Genomic DNA, 17048 nt, shown 5'->3' on the forward strand with positions numbered 1-17048 from the left:
GATGACGGGCAGATCCTGGAGGGCCATTCGATCTCGGCCGGCCTCGACTATCCCGGCGTCGGTCCCGAGCACAGCTTCCTGCGCGACACGGGCCGTGTCGACTACCAGCCGATCCTCGACGACGAGGCGCTGGAAGCGTTCCAGCTGTGCACCCGCACTGAAGGCATCATCCCGGCGCTGGAATCGGCGCATGCGATCGCCCATGCCGTCAAGATCGCCCCCACCATGGCCAGGGACAAGATCATCATCGTCAACCTGTCAGGCCGCGGCGACAAGGATGTCCACACCGTCGCAAAGATGATGGACATGGAGATATGAGCACTTTCGAGATCTATCACTCCAGGCACAATCCCCACCACTATGTGGCGGTGGAGGCCGGTGACCAGCGCGAGAACGCCAAGGGCGTGCGCGACAGCCAGAACCTGAAGTTCCTCACCAATGTCGCCGATGACGGCGAGCCGCGCATCGCCTTCGATCCGAACCAGGCGCGCAGCCGCATCGCTCGCGACGGCTTCTATGCCTTCGCCGTGACCATCGAAATCCGCGAACATCCTGAATGAGACGGATGCCTGCGTTCCTCGACCTTGCAGTGCCCGGCTCCGCAGCCGCCGGCGCAACAACTCCGGTTCATTCGACCCAGATCCATTCGACTATGAAGGGCATGGCATGACCACCCGCATCGACCGCCGCATGGCGAAGCTGAAGCAAGAGGGCCGTCCGGCGCTCGTCACCTATTTCATGGGCGGCGATCCGGACTACCAGACCTCGCTGTCGATCATGAAGGCACTGCCGAAAGCCGGCAGCGACATCATCGAGCTCGGCATGCCGTTCTCCGACCCGATGGCCGACGGCCCGGCGATCCAGGCCGCCGGCCTGCGCGCGCTGAAGGGCGGCCAGACGCTGCAGAAGACGCTTGCCATGGCGGCCGACTTCCGCACGGGCGACGACGAGACGCCGATCGTGCTGATGGGCTATTACAACCCGATCTATGTCTATGGCGTCGACCGCTTCCTGACCGAGGCCAGGACCAGTGGCATAGACGGGCTGATCATCGTCGACCTGCCGCCGGAGATGGACGAGGAACTGTGCATCCCGGCGCTGAAGGCCGGCATCAACTTCATCCGCCTGGCCACGCCGACGACCGACGACAGGCGCCTGCCCAAGGTGCTCGAGAACACGTCCGGTTTCGTCTACTACGTGTCGATGACCGGCATCACCGGTTCGGCACTGGCTGACACAACCAAGGTGGCGACCGCAGTACAGCGCATCAAACAGCATACCGAACTGCCGGTCTGTGTCGGCTTCGGCGTCAAGACCGCCGAGCAGGCGCGCACCATCGGTGCCTCCGCCGACGGCGTGGTGGTGGGCACGGCGATTGTCAATGCGGTGGCCAATGTGCTCGGCCCGAAAGGCGAGAAGACCGCCGATCCGGCCGAGGCAGTGGCCACGCTGGTCAGCGGGCTTGCACAAGGCGTGCGGTCGGCCCGCCTTGCTGCTGCCGAATAGTTTTCCTACCTCTTTCCAGATAAGCCCTACGAAACAAGGGCAGGAGCCGAAGCGATGAACTGGATCACCAACTTCGTTCGCCCGAAGATCAATTCGATGCTGGGTCGCCGGGAAGTGCCGGAGAACCTCTGGGTGAAAGACCCGGAAACCGGCGAGATGATCTTCCACAAGGATCTGGAGGGGAACCAGTTCGTCATCCCCTCGTCCGGCCACCACATGAAGATCTCGGCCAAGGAACGGCTGAAGTTCTTCTTCGACGACGGCAAGTACGAGGTCATCGACAACCCCAAGGTCGCTGTCGATCCGCTGAAATTCCGCGACGAGAAGCGCTACACCGACCGCCTCAAGGAAGCGAAGACCAAGACCGGGCTTGAAGACGCCATCCTCAACGCCACCGGCACGATCGAGGGTCTGCCCGTCGTGGTCACGGTGCAGGACTTCGCCTTCATGGGCGGGTCGCTCGGCATGGCCGCCGGCGAAGCCATCATCCGTGCCTTCGAGGTCGCGCTGCAGCGCAAGCGCCCGCTGATCCTGTTTGCCGCATCCGGTGGCGCACGCATGCAGGAGGGTATCCTCTCGCTGATGCAACTGCCGCGCACGACGGTTGCCGTCGACCGCCTGAAGGAAGCCGGCCTGCCTTATTTCGTCGTGCTCACCAACCCGACCACCGGTGGCGTCACCGCCTCCTACGCCATGCTGGGCGACGTGCACATCGCCGAGCCAGGCGCACTGATCGGCTTCGCCGGCCCGCGCGTCATCGAACAGACGATCCGCGAGAAGCTGCCCGAAGGCTTCCAGCGCTCCGAATATCTGATGCAGCATGGCATGGTCGACATGGTCGTCTCACGCCTGGAGATGAAGAAGACCGTGGCCGGCCTGCTCAAGCTGCTGCTCAAGCAGCCGGCGGAAAAGAAGGCCGCAGAGCCGGAAATCCTGCCACCGGTCGTGGCCAAGCCGGAAGCACGGCCGCAGGCATAAAACCTATCCAAGTGCAGCGCGGAGGCACCGCATGACCACACTCTCCGCCGAGCGTCAGATCGAACATCTGATGACGCTGCATCCGAAAGGCTTCGACCTTTCGCTGGACCGCGTCAGCCGACTGCTGGAGCGGCTGGGCAATCCGCAGGACAAGCTGCCGCCGGTGATCCACATCGCCGGCACCAACGGCAAGGGTTCCTGCGCGGCCTTCTCACGCGCGCTGCTCGAAGCTGCCGGCTATCGCGTGCATGTGCACACCTCGCCGCATCTGGTGAACTGGCACGAACGCTACCGGCTCGGTGCCGAAGGCGGCGGCAGGCTGGTCGAGGACAAGGTCTTCGCCGATGCCATTGCCCGCGTCGCGGAAGCCAATGCAGGCGAGACCATCACCGTCTTCGAGATCCTGACCGCCGTCGGCTTCCTGCTGTTTGCCGAGCATCCTGCGGATGCCGCGATCATGGAAGTCGGCCTCGGCGGGCGGTTCGACGCCACCAACGTCATCAAGCGGCCGGCGGTCTCGGTGATCATGCCGGTGTCGCTCGACCATGAGGCTTATCTCGGCGACCGCGTCGAGCTGATCGCGGCGGAAAAGGCCGGCATCATCAAGCGCGGCTGCCCGGTGGTGGTCGGCGCACAGGAATTCGAGGCGGCACAGCTGGTGCTGATCGAGACGGCCGAGCGGCTGCGTGCGCCGCTCTCGGTCTATGGCCAGGATTTCCTCGCCTTCGGCGAAAACGGCCGCATGGTCTATCAGGACGGCGACGGGCTGATGGACCTTTCGCCGCCGCGCCTGCCCGGCCGCCACCAGTTCGCCAACGCCGCGGCAGCCATCGCAGCCATCAAGGCGGCTGGTTTCGAGATCGGCGAACGCGACGCCGACCAGGCGATGACCAGTGTGTCCTGGCCAGGCCGCATGCAGCGGCTGACGCAGGGACGGCTGGTCGATCTGGCACCGCGCGGTGCCGAGATCTGGCTGGACGGCGGTCACAATCCCGGAGCCGGCACGGTGATTGCCGAGGCGCTCGCAGAACAGGAAGAAAAGACGCCGCGGCCGCTTTTCCTGATCTCGGGCATGATCAACACCAAGGACCAGACCGGCTATTTCCGCGCCTTCAAGGGTCTGGCCAGGCATGTCTACACGGTGCCGGTGTCGATGAGCGATTCCGGCGTTCCCAACGACGAACTGGCGGCACGTGCCGCGGAAGCTGAGCTGTCGGCCGAGCCGGTCAGTTCAGTCGCCAATGCGCTGATGCTGTTGCGCGATACCTGGGACGAGAGTGAAGTCCCGCCGCGTATCCTGATCGGCGGGTCGCTCTATCTCGCCGGTGCCGTGCTGGCCGAAAACGGCACCCCGCCGAGCTGAAGCCGCTAAGCCACAAGATGCAGGGCGGCCGGCAACGCCAGCGACAGGCCTGACAGGAAGAGCAGGACGAAGACGATCCTTCGCATCGCCTGCTGCGACAACGACGGTGGCCAGCGGCGCGCCGCATAAGTCATCAGCATCACCGTCGGTATGGCCAGGACGAGCGCGACAGGCGACATGGACGGCATGTTGCCGCTTGCCACCACCACGACGAGCCGGACCGCCTGAGCGACGCCGAAAGCGGTGACCAGCGTTTCGCGGATGCGTGCATGCGACAAGGGCTGACGGAAGAGATGATAGACGAGCGGAGGGCCGCCGGTCGCAAACAGCCCGCTCATCAGGCCCGAGATCACGCCGAAGCCGACAAAGCTCGCGTCGGATGACCGTTTTTCCAGTCCGGCCGGCCTGACGGCGAGTTGCAGACTGGACAGCATGATGACCAGTCCCAGTCCGATCTTGAGAAGGTCCGCACGCGTGTCCGCCAGCCACTCCAGCAGCGCGTAACCCACGAACAGCGAAGGCAGGCTCGCAACCAGGATCAGCCGCAGCTCCCGAGGCGCCACCTCGCGCCAGCCACCCTGGACCAGCATCTGGGTGGCATTGACCAGGGTCAGCATGCCAACCATGGCAGCGGCATCCGGCAGCGGCAGCAGGCCGACAAGCGCGACGGCGCCCATCATGACCAGGCCGAAGGCAAAGCCCGTCAGCGTCTGGACGTAGGCGGCGACGGCAGCAAAGCCGACAAAGACAACGAGAGGCCCTAAACCCATGACATCCCGGCTGGCGCACGCAAGCTGGCTGCTGAGGTCACGACGCGTCTATTTCAGCTCGATTTCGATGAAGGCGTACTCGCCGTCATTGGCGTTGATGACATCGTGCTCGACGCCTTCGCCACGGAAATAAGGCACGCCCTTCTTCATCTCGGCGAGACTCTCGCCGTCCTTGGTCAGCAGCTTCACCTTGCCATCCATCAACGGCACGACGACATAGTCGTGGCCATGGCGATGCCAACCCGTATTGGCGCCCGGCGCGAAGCGATACTCGGTGACGATGACACGATCGTTGTCGATGAAGACGGTGGCTTTTGCGGTTCCGGTCATGTGCTTCTCCTCCCCGAGCAATTCCAGGAAAAGTGTCTGACGGTTTTCCGTCCGGAATTGCGTAAAACAAAGCGCTGGAGCGTTTCCGCGTTTCCATGGAAGACGGAAACGCTCCAGCGGAAAAAGCAAAAGGCATCAGGCGTGACAATGCGAGGGCCAGTACCAAGGTTCGGTGGGGGCAAACAAAAAGCCCGGCACGAGGCCGGGCTTTCTGGATCGATATCGTGATGGGATCAGGCGACGGCGCCGTTGATCCAATGCGACAGCGCGGTCTTGGGCGCGGCGCCAACCTTGATGTCGGCCACTTCGCCGCCCTTGAAGATCATCAGGGTCGGGATCGAACGAACGCCGAACTGCGCGGCGAGTTCCGGGTTCTCATCGATGTTGAGCTTGGCGACCTTGACCTTGGCGCCCAGTTCGCTCGCGATGTCTTCCAGCGCCGGGGCGATCATCTTGCAGGGACCGCACCACTCGGCCCAGAAATCGACGACGACCGGCACATTGGCCTCGAGCACGTCAGCGCGGAAATTGTTGTTGTCGACCTTGACGGTGGCCATAGCCAAGTCCTTTCGGATGTTTCGTTGTGCTAGATGTGGTGCTGCAGGCAGCTCCATTCAAGCAGAGTTTGTGTCACGCCTCGGTGAGTCGGGCAAGGGCATCGTCCATCGCCGCCGTCGGCAGCTCGATCAGCCGCGGCGCTTCGGTGAAGAGCAGGCCGGCTGCGACTTCCCTGCCGGGATAGAGCGGTTTGAGCAGGGCGCGATAGAGGCAGAGCTGCAGGATATAGGCCGCCGGCACGTCGACCAATGTCGCGGGCGCCGGGCGATTGGTCTTGTAGTCGACGATGAAGACCCGATCGGCGCCGACCGCCAGCCGGTCGATCTTGCCGGAGATGATGCGCGGCTTGCCTTTCACCGTCAGGCTGCCCATCACCGAGACCTCCGCACGCGAGCCGGGCGCAAACAGCGGCGCGAAAAGCGGATCGACAAGGATGCTGGCGACCGATGCCAGTGCCTGCTCGCGATCGGCCTCCGTCCAGTCGCTGCCGGCCCGCGCCAGATAACGACGGGCCGCAGCCATATGCTGTTCCTGCGCGAGGTCGGGCAGCATCTGCAGCAATTTGTGCATGGCCAGGCCGCGCCGCACCGCCATTCCGGGCTCGCCGTCAGCATCCAGCACCGGCGAGCGGCGGTCCGGGATCGGTTCGACCGTCTCATCGATCAGCGCCGATGCGCCGGACGGCGACAGCGGCCGCGGCAGCTCTTCGACCGTCGGCAAGGGCTCGAACAGGGACGCTGGCACCGATGCGAAAGTCTCGGCTTCGAGCTGCTCGCCGGCTTCAGCGGCGGCGAGCGGCGGAAACTTCGTCCAGCGGAAGCGAAACACATCACCTTCGTCGACCGGATGCGGACGGCTCTCGGTCTCCTCGGCGCCGGCGAGAGCCCGCATCACCAGGGAATGCCAGGTGCCTGGGCTGGGTGTGCGCTTGCCGTGATAGCCGCAGACGATCAGCCTGTCTTCAGCACGGGTCATGCCGACATAAAGCAGCCGGCGGTACTCGTCGTCGGCGAGATCCCGAGCGCGCGCCGCTACGGATTGGGAAAAACCATTGGCGACTTCAGCGGCCGAGCGCCACAGGAAACCCTTGCCGAGCCAATGCCTGCCGGATCCGTCGAACGGCATCAGCCGCGGCAGATGCTGGTCGCTGAAGGGCGCGGCACCGCCATCGACCAGGAAGACCACCGGCGCCTCCAGGCCCTTGGCGGCGTGCACCGTCATCACCCGGACCTCGTCGCGGGTCTGGTCCATCTCGCGTTTGATCTCGGGGCCGGCATTCTCCAGTGTCGACAGGAAGGCTTCCAGTCCCGGCAGGCCGGCGCGTTCTTCGGCCAGGCAGAAATTGAGAAACTCGTCGAGGATGTCGCCGGCCTCCGGCCCCAGCCGGGCGATCATCCTGCGCCTGACGCCATCGCGTGCGAGCAGCCCGGCATAGAACTCGAACACCGGCTTGAAGGCGACCTCGTTGGCCCAGGCATCGAGCTGCGCGACGACGTTTGCCAGCGTTTCGTCGCTGTCAGCGGCGGCACGCAATGTCCTGTAGAGCGAGGTGCCGCCAGTGCGATGCGCGGCAAGCTCGAACAGGGTCTCTTCGGCCAGGTCGAAGATCGGGCTGCGCAGCAATGCCGCCAGCGAAAGGTCGTCCTGCGACTGGATCAGGAAGCGGCCAAGCGCAACCAGATCCTTCACCGCGATATGGCCGGGCAAGCTCAGCCTGTCGGCGCCGGCAACCGGGATGCCCTTCTCCTTAAGGCTCCGGGACAGCGCATGCACGAAGCGGTCGCGCTTGCGCACCAGCACGACGACGTCGCCGGCCTTCAGCTTGCGGCCCTTGCCTTCTATGACCTCGCCGCTGTCGATCCAGCGCTTGACGGTCCTGGCGATCTGTTCGGCCAGCCGCACCGCCGGCGCGCTGACATGGTTGACCGGCAACGTCCAGTCGTCGGGCTCCTCGATCACATCCGCCCCGAGCGACGGCCAGACCTCGACATAGCCCGGCGCATCGTTGCGGATCGCCCTGTGGTCGAGCGGATCGGGATCGTTGCTGATGCCACGGCGCGTTTCCGACGTGGCGAAGACGCGGTCGACGGCGGCCAGCACGTCGCCTGTCGAGCGGAACGACCAGGTCAGTTTCAGATCGGCAAAGCCCGCCTCGGCTTCCCGTACGCGGCGCGCGAACAACTGCCGGCTCTCGTGGAAGGAATCCGGCGCCGCGCCCTGGAAGGAATAGATCGACTGTTTTTCGTCGCCAACGGCAAAGATCGTGCGCCGTACCAGCCGCGCACCTTCGCCGGCAAAGAACTCCTCGGCCAGACGCCTGACGACGCCCCATTGATCCGGGCTGGTATCCTGCGCCTCATCGAGCAGGATGTGGTCGATGCCCTGGTCGAGCTTGTATTGCACCCAGGGGCCGGCGTCGGTGCGCGACAAAAGGTTGACCGTGCGCGTGATGAGATCGTTGAAATCGAGGAAACCGCGCCCGCGCTTCAGCTGTTCGTAGCGGCTGATCAGCCAGTCGGCGACCGTCAGCGCCGCGACGGTGCCCTCCAGCATGCGAAACAGCGCCAGCCGGTCGGCGGTGCGGACAATGGCGGAGGCGGCGGCCTCGTACCTTTGAGGCAAATCGGGCAGCCGGTCCAGCAGGGCTTTCTTGAATGTCTTTGCCGGATCGTAGGGATCGCCATCCGAACGCAGGAAACCTTTCGCGAGCAGCGGCAATCGCCGCACCGGGTCCGCCTCGGAGAAGCCAAGGCCTGCGTAAGGCACGATGTTGTTGAGCACAGCCCGGGCATCGGTCGCCTCGGCGGCTTGCACGAAAGCCGCGAAATAGGAAGGTTCGAAGCCCGGCAGCGGCCACAGCGAAGCGGCAATGCCTGCGGCCGTTTCGCCGGGGCCGAAACCGAACTCGTCGAAAAGCGGGCGGAAGCCGTGGCCATCGCCGCCGATGGCATCGATGAAACCACGCAGGCCATCACGCTTGCGCATGATTTCGGACAGCAGATCGTCCAGACCTTTCTCGCCGCCGCGCTCGAGCACGGTGGCAAAAGCCTCGGCCAGTTCCTTACCGCCCGGCGCACCGGCGCCGGTGATCATGTCGCGCCGCGCCTGCGTCAACAGCGCCTGCTCCATCTGCGGGTCGAGCATTTCGAAATGCGCGGCGATGTTGGCTTCCAGCGGAAACTGGTGCAGCACCGATTCGCAAAAAGCGTGAATGGTCTGGATCTTCAGGCCGCCCGGCGTCTCAAGCGCTTCCGCAAACAGCCGCCGCGCCCGGCGCATGGTTTCGCCGTCGGGGATGTGGCCGTCGAGCGCGGTGATCTTCTTCTCCAGTTCCGCATCGGGCAGGACGGTCCATTCCGACAGGGTCGAGAAGACACGGTTCGACATGTTGGCGGCGGCGGCGCGCGTATAGGTCAGGCAGAGGATCTTCGACGGATCCGTGCCGCGCAGCAAAAGGCGGATGACGCGTTGCGCCAGCACATGCGTCTTGCCGGAGCCGGCATTGGCCGACACCCATGCGGATGTGCGCGGGTCGGAGGCACGTGCCTGGCTTTCGGCGGTGCCGGACGGAATGGGATAGAGCTTCTTCAAACCTCCCCTCCCTCATCCGGGCCATCGCCGCCGGCAGACCATTCCAGGACACGGGCGAGGTGATCATAGTCGCCGTCGGTCTCGCCCTCACGAAAGGGCAAGGCCCGCGACAGGTAGCCGGTCTGCGGATCGGCGTAGTGGAGCAGCAGCTTCTCGAGTCTGGCCCAGGCCTCCTCACCGAGGTCGGACGCGGTGCGCGGCTTGCGGTTGTATTCGAGGATCGACTCCTGCTCGACCTCGCCATTGGCCTTGAGCCTGACGAAAGCGAGTTCGGCCGGGTCGCGTGCGCCGACGTCGCGGAAAGCACCGCGCTTCAGGAGAGCGGCCTCCAATGCCAGCTGTGGCGCCAGCAAGGTATGCGCCTGCGCCTTCGATGGTGATGAACCCGTCTTGAAATCAAGAATATCGGCCATGCCGGCGGCGAGAATGTCGACCCGGTCGGCGTAGCCGGACAAGGTGATGCCGGATTGCCCCACAACCGTCTTCTCGGCGCGTTCTTCCGACTGCCGGCGCACCACATTGTCCGCACGCGAGCGCTCCCACTCGATGATGCCGGAGGCCAGTTTCTCGAAGCGCGGCCACCAGACGGCTTCGACATCGGCCGGCAGCGCGGCCTCGGCGAAACAGGCGCGACCGGCATCGAGGAGCATGCCAAGCGCTTCCGGCGCACGGGGATCGGCTACTGCCTGCGAGAAGTGATGCAGGATGGCGTGGAACAGCGTGCCGCGCTCGGCGGCGCCCGGGTCGCGGATCACCGGCTCAAGCGGCATCAGTTTCAGGATGCGGCGGGCATAGACGGCGTAGGGATCGCGCCGCAATGTCTCGATCTCGGTCACCGAGAAATGTTGCGGCCGGCTTTCCAGGGGTGGTTTGGGTTGCGGCCTGGACGCGAAATCCACCTTCGGACCGGCGTCGAGACCCCTCGCCCAGGCAAGCAGTTCATTGCCTCGCCGGCGCAACGGCTCCGCCTGATCCTTGCCTATGAAGGTGAGCAGCCGCTGCAGCCAGCGCGATGCGACGGCGGGCGCATCACCGGCACGCGCCGAACGGGTCAGCACGACGGTCGGTGCCCCCATCGCCATCTGGAAATCGTGGGCGGCAAGGCCGATGCGCCGCTCGGGCGGCTCCAGGTCGATGCCGGTCTTCATCAGCCGCGACATGAAACGGTCACCCTCAGGCTTGCGCGGCCAGACACCTTCGTTGAGACCGCCGACAACGAGCGTGTCGACGTGCTGCAGACGGGCTTCCAGCGTGCCCCAGATGGCGATCGCCGCATCGGCGCCGCGCGCCGGCTTGACCATTTCCGGCGCGATCAGCGCCATCGCCACATCAGGCCATTCCTGCGGCGAAAGCGTGAAGACCGCATCGGCGCCGACAAGGCCGCGCAGCAATTCAGCCAGCTTCTCGCCGGCGTCACCATCATAGAGTTCTGAAAGAGAACCGTCCTCGGATCGGCCAAGTGCCTCCAGCGCGACGACGCTTGCACGCACCAGGGACGCGACATCGCTTTCCGGCTCGCCGCGGCAGGCCGCTAGCGGGGCCAGGGCATCGGCCAGGTGCGAGAGCATGGCCTGCGCTTCCTCGATGCGCTTTGCCGACAGCCGCGCCAGCCAGAATGGCCGGCGTTCGGCTTCCTGCGCCAGCGTCCAGCGGGCCTCGAACAGCTCGGCCAGCGAAACGATGTCGGGCCGGCCGGTACCGCCGCGCAGGGTCACCAGTTCGACCGTCTCGGCAGCACGCCGTACGTCGGAACGCGGCAGGCCGAGACCGAGCAGCGGATGCTTGAGCAGCGCCAGGATCGCCACCGGATCGCCGGGCCGCAGCACGGTGTCGAGCAGCAGCCGCAGCAGGCTGGCCGGCGGTGTGTCGGCCAGCGGCCGGCCGCCTGAATCGTCGGCGACGATGCCAAACCGCAGCAATTCGGCGGAGACGCGGCGCGCCAGTGCGCGATCGCCGGTGACCAGTGCCGCGCGACGGCCCGGCTCAGCGACCGCCCGACGCAAGGCAAGCGCGATGCAGGCCGCCTCGTCGCGTTCGTTGGCCGCCTCCACCAGGGTGACCTCCTGCAAGGCAGCGGAAATCTGCGACGCCTGGAAAGCTGCCCGCGTCTCGGTCCACAATTCGGTGGTTTCGGCCGGTCGCAGCGCTTCGGAGACCAGGGCAGCGCGCCGGACCAGGGCATCGTTGGCGGTGCCGATCTCCTCGACATCGCCGCGCAGGATGCCGATCGTGCCGATCAGCCTGGCGAGACCATATTGCGGATGACCCAGCAGCGCCGGCCGGGGATCCGGCGCAGTGAGTGCGTCGAAGGATGGCCGATCGATCGCCGTATCGAGTCCAGGCAACACCACGGCACCATTCGGCAGCCCCGCGATCACGGCCAGAAGATCGGCTGTGGCGGGGATCGAACCGGTCGAGCCCGCGGCAATCACCGGTCCGGCCGGCGGATTGTGCCTGAGACGCTCGGCCTCCAGCCGGATCAGCGCGCTGCGGTGCGCCGCCGGGTTCGAACGATCGCGTTCGACCAGGATACCCGGCCAGGCTTCGGTGACGATCTTCAGGAAATCCAGTGTCACCTGCCACCAGCCGGCCAGATTGCCCTCGACCAGCCCGGCAAGCCGGGTCCAGTCGGAACCTTCCGTCTCGATCTCGTCCATCAGCCGGGCGAGGTCGCGCGCCAGCCACACGGCATCGGCCGCCGAAGCCGGGACGATGACCTCCTCGTCGAACAGGGCCGCGACATGGGCCGGGAGATGGCGTTTCCAGGCGCGCACCAGCGGCGCCAGCAACAAAAGCCTCTCCAGGGCGGCGATGGGTGGCGCGAGGTCGATGGCGCCAGCATCCTCGCCGTCCTGGTCGAAGGCCGCTTCGTCCTCGTCGAATTCACCGAGCGGCTTGATGACCGGGAGGATGGTCGAGGCTCCGCCCAGACGTTCGGCGAAAACGCCGCGCAGGGCGCGGGCGGCGCGGCGCGTCGGCACATAGAGGGTTGTGCCGGCCAGGGCCAGGGGATCGCCGTCATGCCGGAAACCCGGGATCAGGTCACCTTCGATCAGCGCATCGGCGAGCGTCGACAGGAACGGCGAGCCGGGCGCAATTGTGAAGACGCGGGGCGGACCGCTCATCGCTGGTCTGGGCGGGGCGCGTCGGCGAAGGCCCTTGTGACCGCAGCTTCCGCCGGTGCGATGGCATCCGGCGTGCCGACCGTGACCCAGTGGCCCTGCATCACCAGGCCGAACAGCCTGCCGGCAGCGATGGCACGGTCGAAATAGGCGTTGAGTGAATGCGGCTCGGCAGCAACGGCTTCGAACAGGCCCGGATCGGCGATGGCCGCGCCGGCATAGATCAGCCCGCTCGGGTCGCCTTTGGCGCGGGACAGGCGCCCGTCCGGCGCGATCAGGAAATCGGTGCCGCCCGAATGGCCGGTGGTGAAAGGGAGTTCTGCCAGCATCAGCAGAATATCCATCGCCGAACCATCCCAGGCAAGGGCGAGCCGTTCGAGATTGGGCTTGCCGGCATCGAGCCAGAACGTGTCCGCGTTGACGATGTAGAAGGGCTTGCCGCCGAGTTCGGGCAGCGCCTTGACGATGCCGCCGGCAGAATCCAGCAGCCGCTCGCTCTCATCCGAGATGACGATCCGTGGCCGGGTGCGCGCCGCGACATGGCGCACGATCTGTTCCGGCAGGTAGTGGACATTGACCACCGCCTTTTCGACGCCAACCTGCTGCAGGCTGTCCAGCCCCCAGTCGAGCAAGGTCTTGCCGGCGATCGGTACCAGCGGCTTCGGGATGGTATCGGTGACCGGCCGCATGCGCTTGCCGAGCCCGGCGGCGAGCACCATCGCCGTGGTGGGGCGTTCGGCGGCCATCAAGCCGGCTCCTCGAGCACGCCGAGACGATCATAAAGCACCCGTACTTCAGCCAGGGCGGGATGGACCAGCAGCCGGCGGAGATAGTCGCGGATGCGCGGCAGATGTTTCAGATAAAACGGCTTGCCGTCACGCCGGTCGAGGCGCACGAAAATCCCCAATATCTTCGAATGCCGCTGCGCGCCCATGATGGCATAGGCCACGTCGAAGGCCGACCTGTCAAAACCGCCGGCCGCGGTGCGGGCAGCGACATAGGCGTCGACGACAGCATGTTCGAACGCAGGCTCGATGGTGACGCGCGGATCGAGCGCGAGCGATGCGACGTCGTATGCCGAAGGGCCGATCAGCGCATCCTGGAAATCGATGACGCCGAGTCTGTCGAAGCCGGTACGGCCTCCACGCCAGATGAAATTCGGTGACTGAACGTCGCGCAGCATCAAGCTCAGTTCGCCACCGCGCAGACGGTCCAGCACGGTGTTCCAGGCGACACGAAACGCATTCCGCTCCTCCTCGCTTGCCGCATGTCCGCGAATGGCGGGCAGATACCAGTCGATCAGCAGTTCCGCTTCGATCAGCATCGCGTCGCGGTCGAAGGGCGGCACGACATGGATTTTGTCCGATGTCACGGCGCTTCGATCGGGCCAGCGCTTCCGATGCATGAAGGCAAGCAGTTCGGAAACCAGCGCATAGCGCTCCAGGATGGGCGCACCGTCGGAAGCCAGAATGCCCTCGGTCCCCAGATGATCGATAAGCAGGAACCCGTCGTCGAGATCCTGCGCATGGATTTCCGGCGCAGCGATGCCAGCTTCGCGAAGCAGCCTGTCGACCCCGACGAAGGCGGCAACTGTCTGCGCGGTGTGGGCTATCTCGGCGTAGGGTTTGCCGTCGCGCACCGGCGGGCCAAGCACCAGCCGTGGCGAATTCATCAGGACGCGCGGCGCATGGTCGGCCAGCGAGACGATTTCGTAGGAGCGTGCCGAGGCGTCGCCGACGAAATGCCGGCGCCGTGCCGCGCCCCAGCCGGAACCCTGCAGGAAATCGCGCATGGCCAGCGATCGCGCTATGCGCTGATAGCCGGCACCGTCGCCCAGGATGCGCACGGAGCGGCCTTCATCCTGGTGCGCAAGCTCGACGGCGATCGTGGTATCCGGCAAGCGATCGTCCGCCCGCTCGGGCCATTCGATCAGGGCGGCGCCATCCTTCAGCACGTCGGGAAAACCGAGTTCTTCCAGCTCGTCGGAGAAAGAGAGCCGATAGAGATCGAAGTGATGCACCGGCACGCGTGTGTCGTAGCTCTGCACCAGGGTGAAGGTCGGGCTTGGCACCTCGAGCGTGGTGTCGTCGGCCAGCGCGCGGATCAGCGCGCGCGCCAGCGTCGACTTGCCGGCTCCCAGGTCGCCGTGGAGTGCCAGCACGTCGCCCGGGCGCAGGGCCATGGCGAGATCCTCGCCGAGACGCATCGTCGCCGCTTCGTCGGCAAGAAACCGCTCCAGCATCGGCAACGCTATTCGGCCGCTGCGCGGATGCCGGTCGGGGCTGCCGGAAACAGGCAGATCACCGTGGTGCCGCGGTTTTCGCCAGTCTCGATGCGGACGCTGCCACCATGCAGCTCCACGAAACTCTTGACGATGGAGAGTCCGAGGCCGGCGCCACGCCGACGACCGCCGTTCACGCGCGGTTCAAAACGGCGGAACACCGAATCGAGAACATCCGGCGGCATGCCGGGTCCGTCGTCGTGAACGGAGAACTCCACGCCTTCGGCGGTTTCGCGGCAGGTCAGCGCGATCGTGCTCTTCTCGGGCGCATAATTGGCGGCATTGCTGAGCAGATTGTAGAGGATCTGTCGGACGCGGGTCTCGTCGCCGTGGAAGCTCTCGGGCGCCGCGGCGATGTCCACGCCCAGCCGGATCGAGTGCTCGGCCAGCCGGTCGGCGACCAGTTCCGCGGCAGCCGCCACGGTGCTCTCGACCTTAACCTCGGAAATTTCCAGCTGCATGATGCCGGCATCGACGGTGGCAAGGTCGAGAATGTCGTTGACGATGGTCAGCAGAACCGAGGACGACGAGCCGATATGGTCGAGATATTCCTGCTGCCGGGTGGTCAGGGGGCCTGTTGCCGGCAGGGACAGCAGTTCGGTGAAGCCGATGATGTTGGTCAGCGGTGAACGCAGTTCGTAGGAGACGTGCTGGACGAACTCGTTCTTCAATTGATCCGACTTCAGCAGCGCGTCGTTCTTCTCCTTCAGCGCCCGCTCGACATTCACGCTGTCGGTGACATCGACAAACGTCAGCATAACCTGGCCATTCGGCAGGTGGATGACAGCATAGCGCAGCGTGCTGCCGTCCTCCAGCGTGACCTGGCCATGCCGGTCGCGGCGCTCGTCGTCAAAACCGGTGACTGCCGCAACGAAGCCGGCCCAGGGCCCGTCCGCGGCACGCGTGGCGCAGAGGTCACGGATCAGGGAGACGTGAATGCCCGGCTGCGTCGCATCGTTCGGCAGGGCCCACATGGCGGCGAAGGCCGGATTGGACAACCTCAGCCGGCCGTCCGGCCCGAACACCGCGACGCCCTCGGCCAGATTGTCGAGCGTTTCGCCCTGTACGCGCACGGCCGTCTGGTAGCGGCTCTCGAGATCGATCTTTTCCGTCAGGTTCTCGAAGACCCAGGTGACGCCGCCCTTCGGCTGTGGATTGCCGACCACGCGAATGGTCTTGCCGTCAGGCAGATGCCACCAGTGTTCGACCGGCTCGACCGAACGGTACGCCGACAGCAGGCTTTCCTTCCAGCGGCGCCACTCCGGCTGCTCGGCGATCTTGCCGCCACTGCGCAACCGGTCCAGCAGAAGCGCATTGTCGGGCGTGCTGACGAGAAAGGCCGTGTCGAGCCCCCACAGCTTCTGAAAGGCCTGGTTGTAGAAGCGCAGCTTCTCGTCGGCGTCGAATATCGCCACCGCGGTGTTGAGCTGATCGAGCGTATCGGCATGGCTGCGCACGGTGCGCTCATACTCCTCGCGCACGGTGTCTGCGGCACTGACATCATAGGCAAGGCCAGCCGACCCTTCGATGCCGGCAACATCGGTGACGGAGAAGACATGCCGGTCACCGGCAATGACGGTCGACAGCGTCTGTTCGAACACCGGCCGCTGCTGGTGCTGGCTGATGATGGCGTCGCGCGCCTGCCCACCGAGGAACTCGCGACCGTCCCTCAGGGCGGCTTCGCGATCGCTGGCCTCGACTGCGCTCCAGTAGGCGCGGTTAACCCACTTCAGGCGACCATCGGCACCGCGCAGCCAGAACGGCATTTTCAGCGCATCGAACAGACCGAGCATGGTATCGTGCTCGGTCGCGACCTGCTGGTGTTCCAGCCTGAGCCGCGCCAGATTGCGCTGTGTCTCCGACAGGGAAATGAACCGCACGATGGCGTGCGCGGCACTCTTGCGCCCCTGCACATCGAGCGGCGCACCGGCCTGGGTTTCCGCGACGAGATCGAAGGAAGTGCCCTTCTCCCGCAACGCAGCGATCGCATTCTCCAGTGCCGCGGCCGAACGCGGCATCAGCCAGCGCCCGAAAGCGAGGAACGCGGCGCGTTCATCCGGCGCTCCGGTCTCGATCGGCAGGCTGCCGACGATGTCCGACTTCCTGTTGTCAGCCGCCCACATGACCACGCGCTGATCGCGCAGGTTGAGCAGTGCTTCGGAGCGCTGCAGCGAGACATTGGCATCGGCAAGGCGGGCGCGCAGATCGGTGTTCTCGACCGAAGTGCGCTGGCGTTCGCGGATCAGTACAATGGCGGAGATGAGTGCCGCGCCGAGCACCCCGACGGTGACGGCCAGCTGAATGACTTCGATGGTGCCGATCGGCAGGCTGGTGGCCTTGACCGTTGTCTCCTGGGCCTGGGCGGCCAGGTTGCCAAAGGAGAAGGCCAACGCCGTGCCGCCAAGCAGGCGCGAAAGACGTCGGCGCGGCGAAAGCCCTATGCCGGCTGCCGCGAGGCGATCGATGATCGCCGAATCCTCTTTGCCGCCGGTTACGGCCTGTCCCGCCTCGTGCGGGTCTTCCCCCGGCATATGCTGGTCCTCTCCGCC

Annotated in this window: 12 protein-coding genes and 1 pseudogene; 5 read left to right on the forward strand and 8 right to left on the reverse strand. The window is 65.6% G+C overall.

Annotation, left to right across the window (positions count from 1 at the left end):
• The 5 genes and pseudogenes from ACFWYE_RS26625 to ACFWYE_RS26645 all read left to right on the forward strand — a co-directional run.
• A pseudogene (locus tag ACFWYE_RS26625) lies at window positions 1–318 on the forward strand (tryptophan synthase subunit beta); the annotation flags it as partial.
• On the forward strand, window positions 315–560 hold the full coding sequence (locus tag ACFWYE_RS26630; RefSeq protein ID WP_379064608.1) for a hypothetical protein: 246 nt from the start codon (window positions 315–317) through the stop codon (window positions 558–560). The pseudogene ACFWYE_RS26625 and the gene ACFWYE_RS26630, both read left to right, overlap by 4 nt.
• Window positions 561–666: 106 nt before the next feature.
• Entirely contained in the window at window positions 667–1506 is an 840-nt protein-coding gene (gene trpA / locus ACFWYE_RS26635) for a tryptophan synthase subunit alpha (RefSeq protein ID WP_379115171.1), read from the forward strand.
• A 54-nt stretch (window positions 1507–1560) separates the two neighbouring features.
• Entirely contained in the window at window positions 1561–2484 is a 924-nt protein-coding gene (gene accD / locus ACFWYE_RS26640; RefSeq protein ID WP_379064612.1) for an acetyl-CoA carboxylase, carboxyltransferase subunit beta, read from the forward strand.
• Window positions 2485–2515: 31 nt separating this feature from the next.
• The gene (locus ACFWYE_RS26645; protein ID WP_379064614.1) at window positions 2516–3847 is read left to right on the forward strand and encodes a bifunctional folylpolyglutamate synthase/dihydrofolate synthase; all 1332 of its coding nucleotides are present in this window, start codon (window positions 2516–2518) and stop codon (window positions 3845–3847) included.
• A gap of 5 nt (window positions 3848–3852) precedes the next feature.
• On the opposite strand, the gene ACFWYE_RS26650 is transcribed toward ACFWYE_RS26645, so the two are convergent.
• The 8 genes from ACFWYE_RS26650 to ACFWYE_RS26685 all read right to left on the reverse strand — a co-directional run bounded on the left by ACFWYE_RS26650 (window position 3853) and on the right by ACFWYE_RS26685 (window position 17030).
• Complete coding sequence (locus ACFWYE_RS26650; RefSeq protein ID WP_379115172.1) at window positions 3853–4617, reverse strand: TSUP family transporter; 765 nt, start codon at window positions 4615–4617, stop codon at window positions 3853–3855.
• A 48-nt stretch (window positions 4618–4665) separates the two neighbouring features.
• Window positions 4666–4947 carry a cupin domain-containing protein gene (locus tag ACFWYE_RS26655; protein WP_379064618.1) on the reverse strand — a complete coding sequence of 94 codons (282 nt, stop codon included), beginning with the start codon at window positions 4945–4947 and terminating at the stop codon, window positions 4666–4668.
• Window positions 4948–5180: 233 nt separating this feature from the next.
• Window positions 5181–5504 carry a thioredoxin gene (gene trxA, locus ACFWYE_RS26660; RefSeq protein ID WP_024924257.1) on the reverse strand — a complete coding sequence of 108 codons (324 nt, stop codon included), beginning with the start codon at window positions 5502–5504 and terminating at the stop codon, window positions 5181–5183.
• 73 nt (window positions 5505–5577) lie between these two features.
• Window positions 5578–9096 carry a double-strand break repair helicase AddA gene (gene addA, locus ACFWYE_RS26665; protein ID WP_379115173.1) on the reverse strand — a complete coding sequence of 1173 codons (3519 nt, stop codon included), beginning with the start codon at window positions 9094–9096 and terminating at the stop codon, window positions 5578–5580.
• Window positions 9093–12221 carry a double-strand break repair protein AddB gene (gene addB, locus ACFWYE_RS26670; protein WP_379115174.1) on the reverse strand — a complete coding sequence of 1043 codons (3129 nt, stop codon included), beginning with the start codon at window positions 12219–12221 and terminating at the stop codon, window positions 9093–9095. Before addB ends, addA begins: the two co-directional genes overlap by 4 nt.
• Window positions 12218–12964, reverse strand: coding sequence for a nucleotidyltransferase family protein (locus tag ACFWYE_RS26675; RefSeq protein WP_379115175.1), 747 nt, complete (start codon window positions 12962–12964; stop codon window positions 12218–12220). The genes addB and ACFWYE_RS26675 overlap by 4 nt, the downstream gene beginning before the upstream one ends.
• A complete protein-coding gene (gene tsaE, locus ACFWYE_RS26680; protein ID WP_379115242.1) occupies window positions 12964–14472 on the reverse strand; it encodes a tRNA (adenosine(37)-N6)-threonylcarbamoyltransferase complex ATPase subunit type 1 TsaE in 1509 nt (502 codons plus the stop codon). The genes ACFWYE_RS26675 and tsaE overlap by 1 nt, the downstream gene beginning before the upstream one ends.
• A complete protein-coding gene (locus tag ACFWYE_RS26685) occupies window positions 14469–17030 on the reverse strand; it encodes an ATP-binding protein (RefSeq protein ID WP_379115176.1) in 2562 nt (853 codons plus the stop codon). Before ACFWYE_RS26685 ends, tsaE begins: the two co-directional genes overlap by 4 nt.
• Between the last annotated feature and the right edge of the window lie 18 nt (window positions 17031–17048).

The organism is Mesorhizobium sp. NPDC059025, assembly GCF_042739655.1.
Taxonomy (GTDB): domain Bacteria; phylum Pseudomonadota; class Alphaproteobacteria; order Rhizobiales; family Rhizobiaceae; genus Mesorhizobium.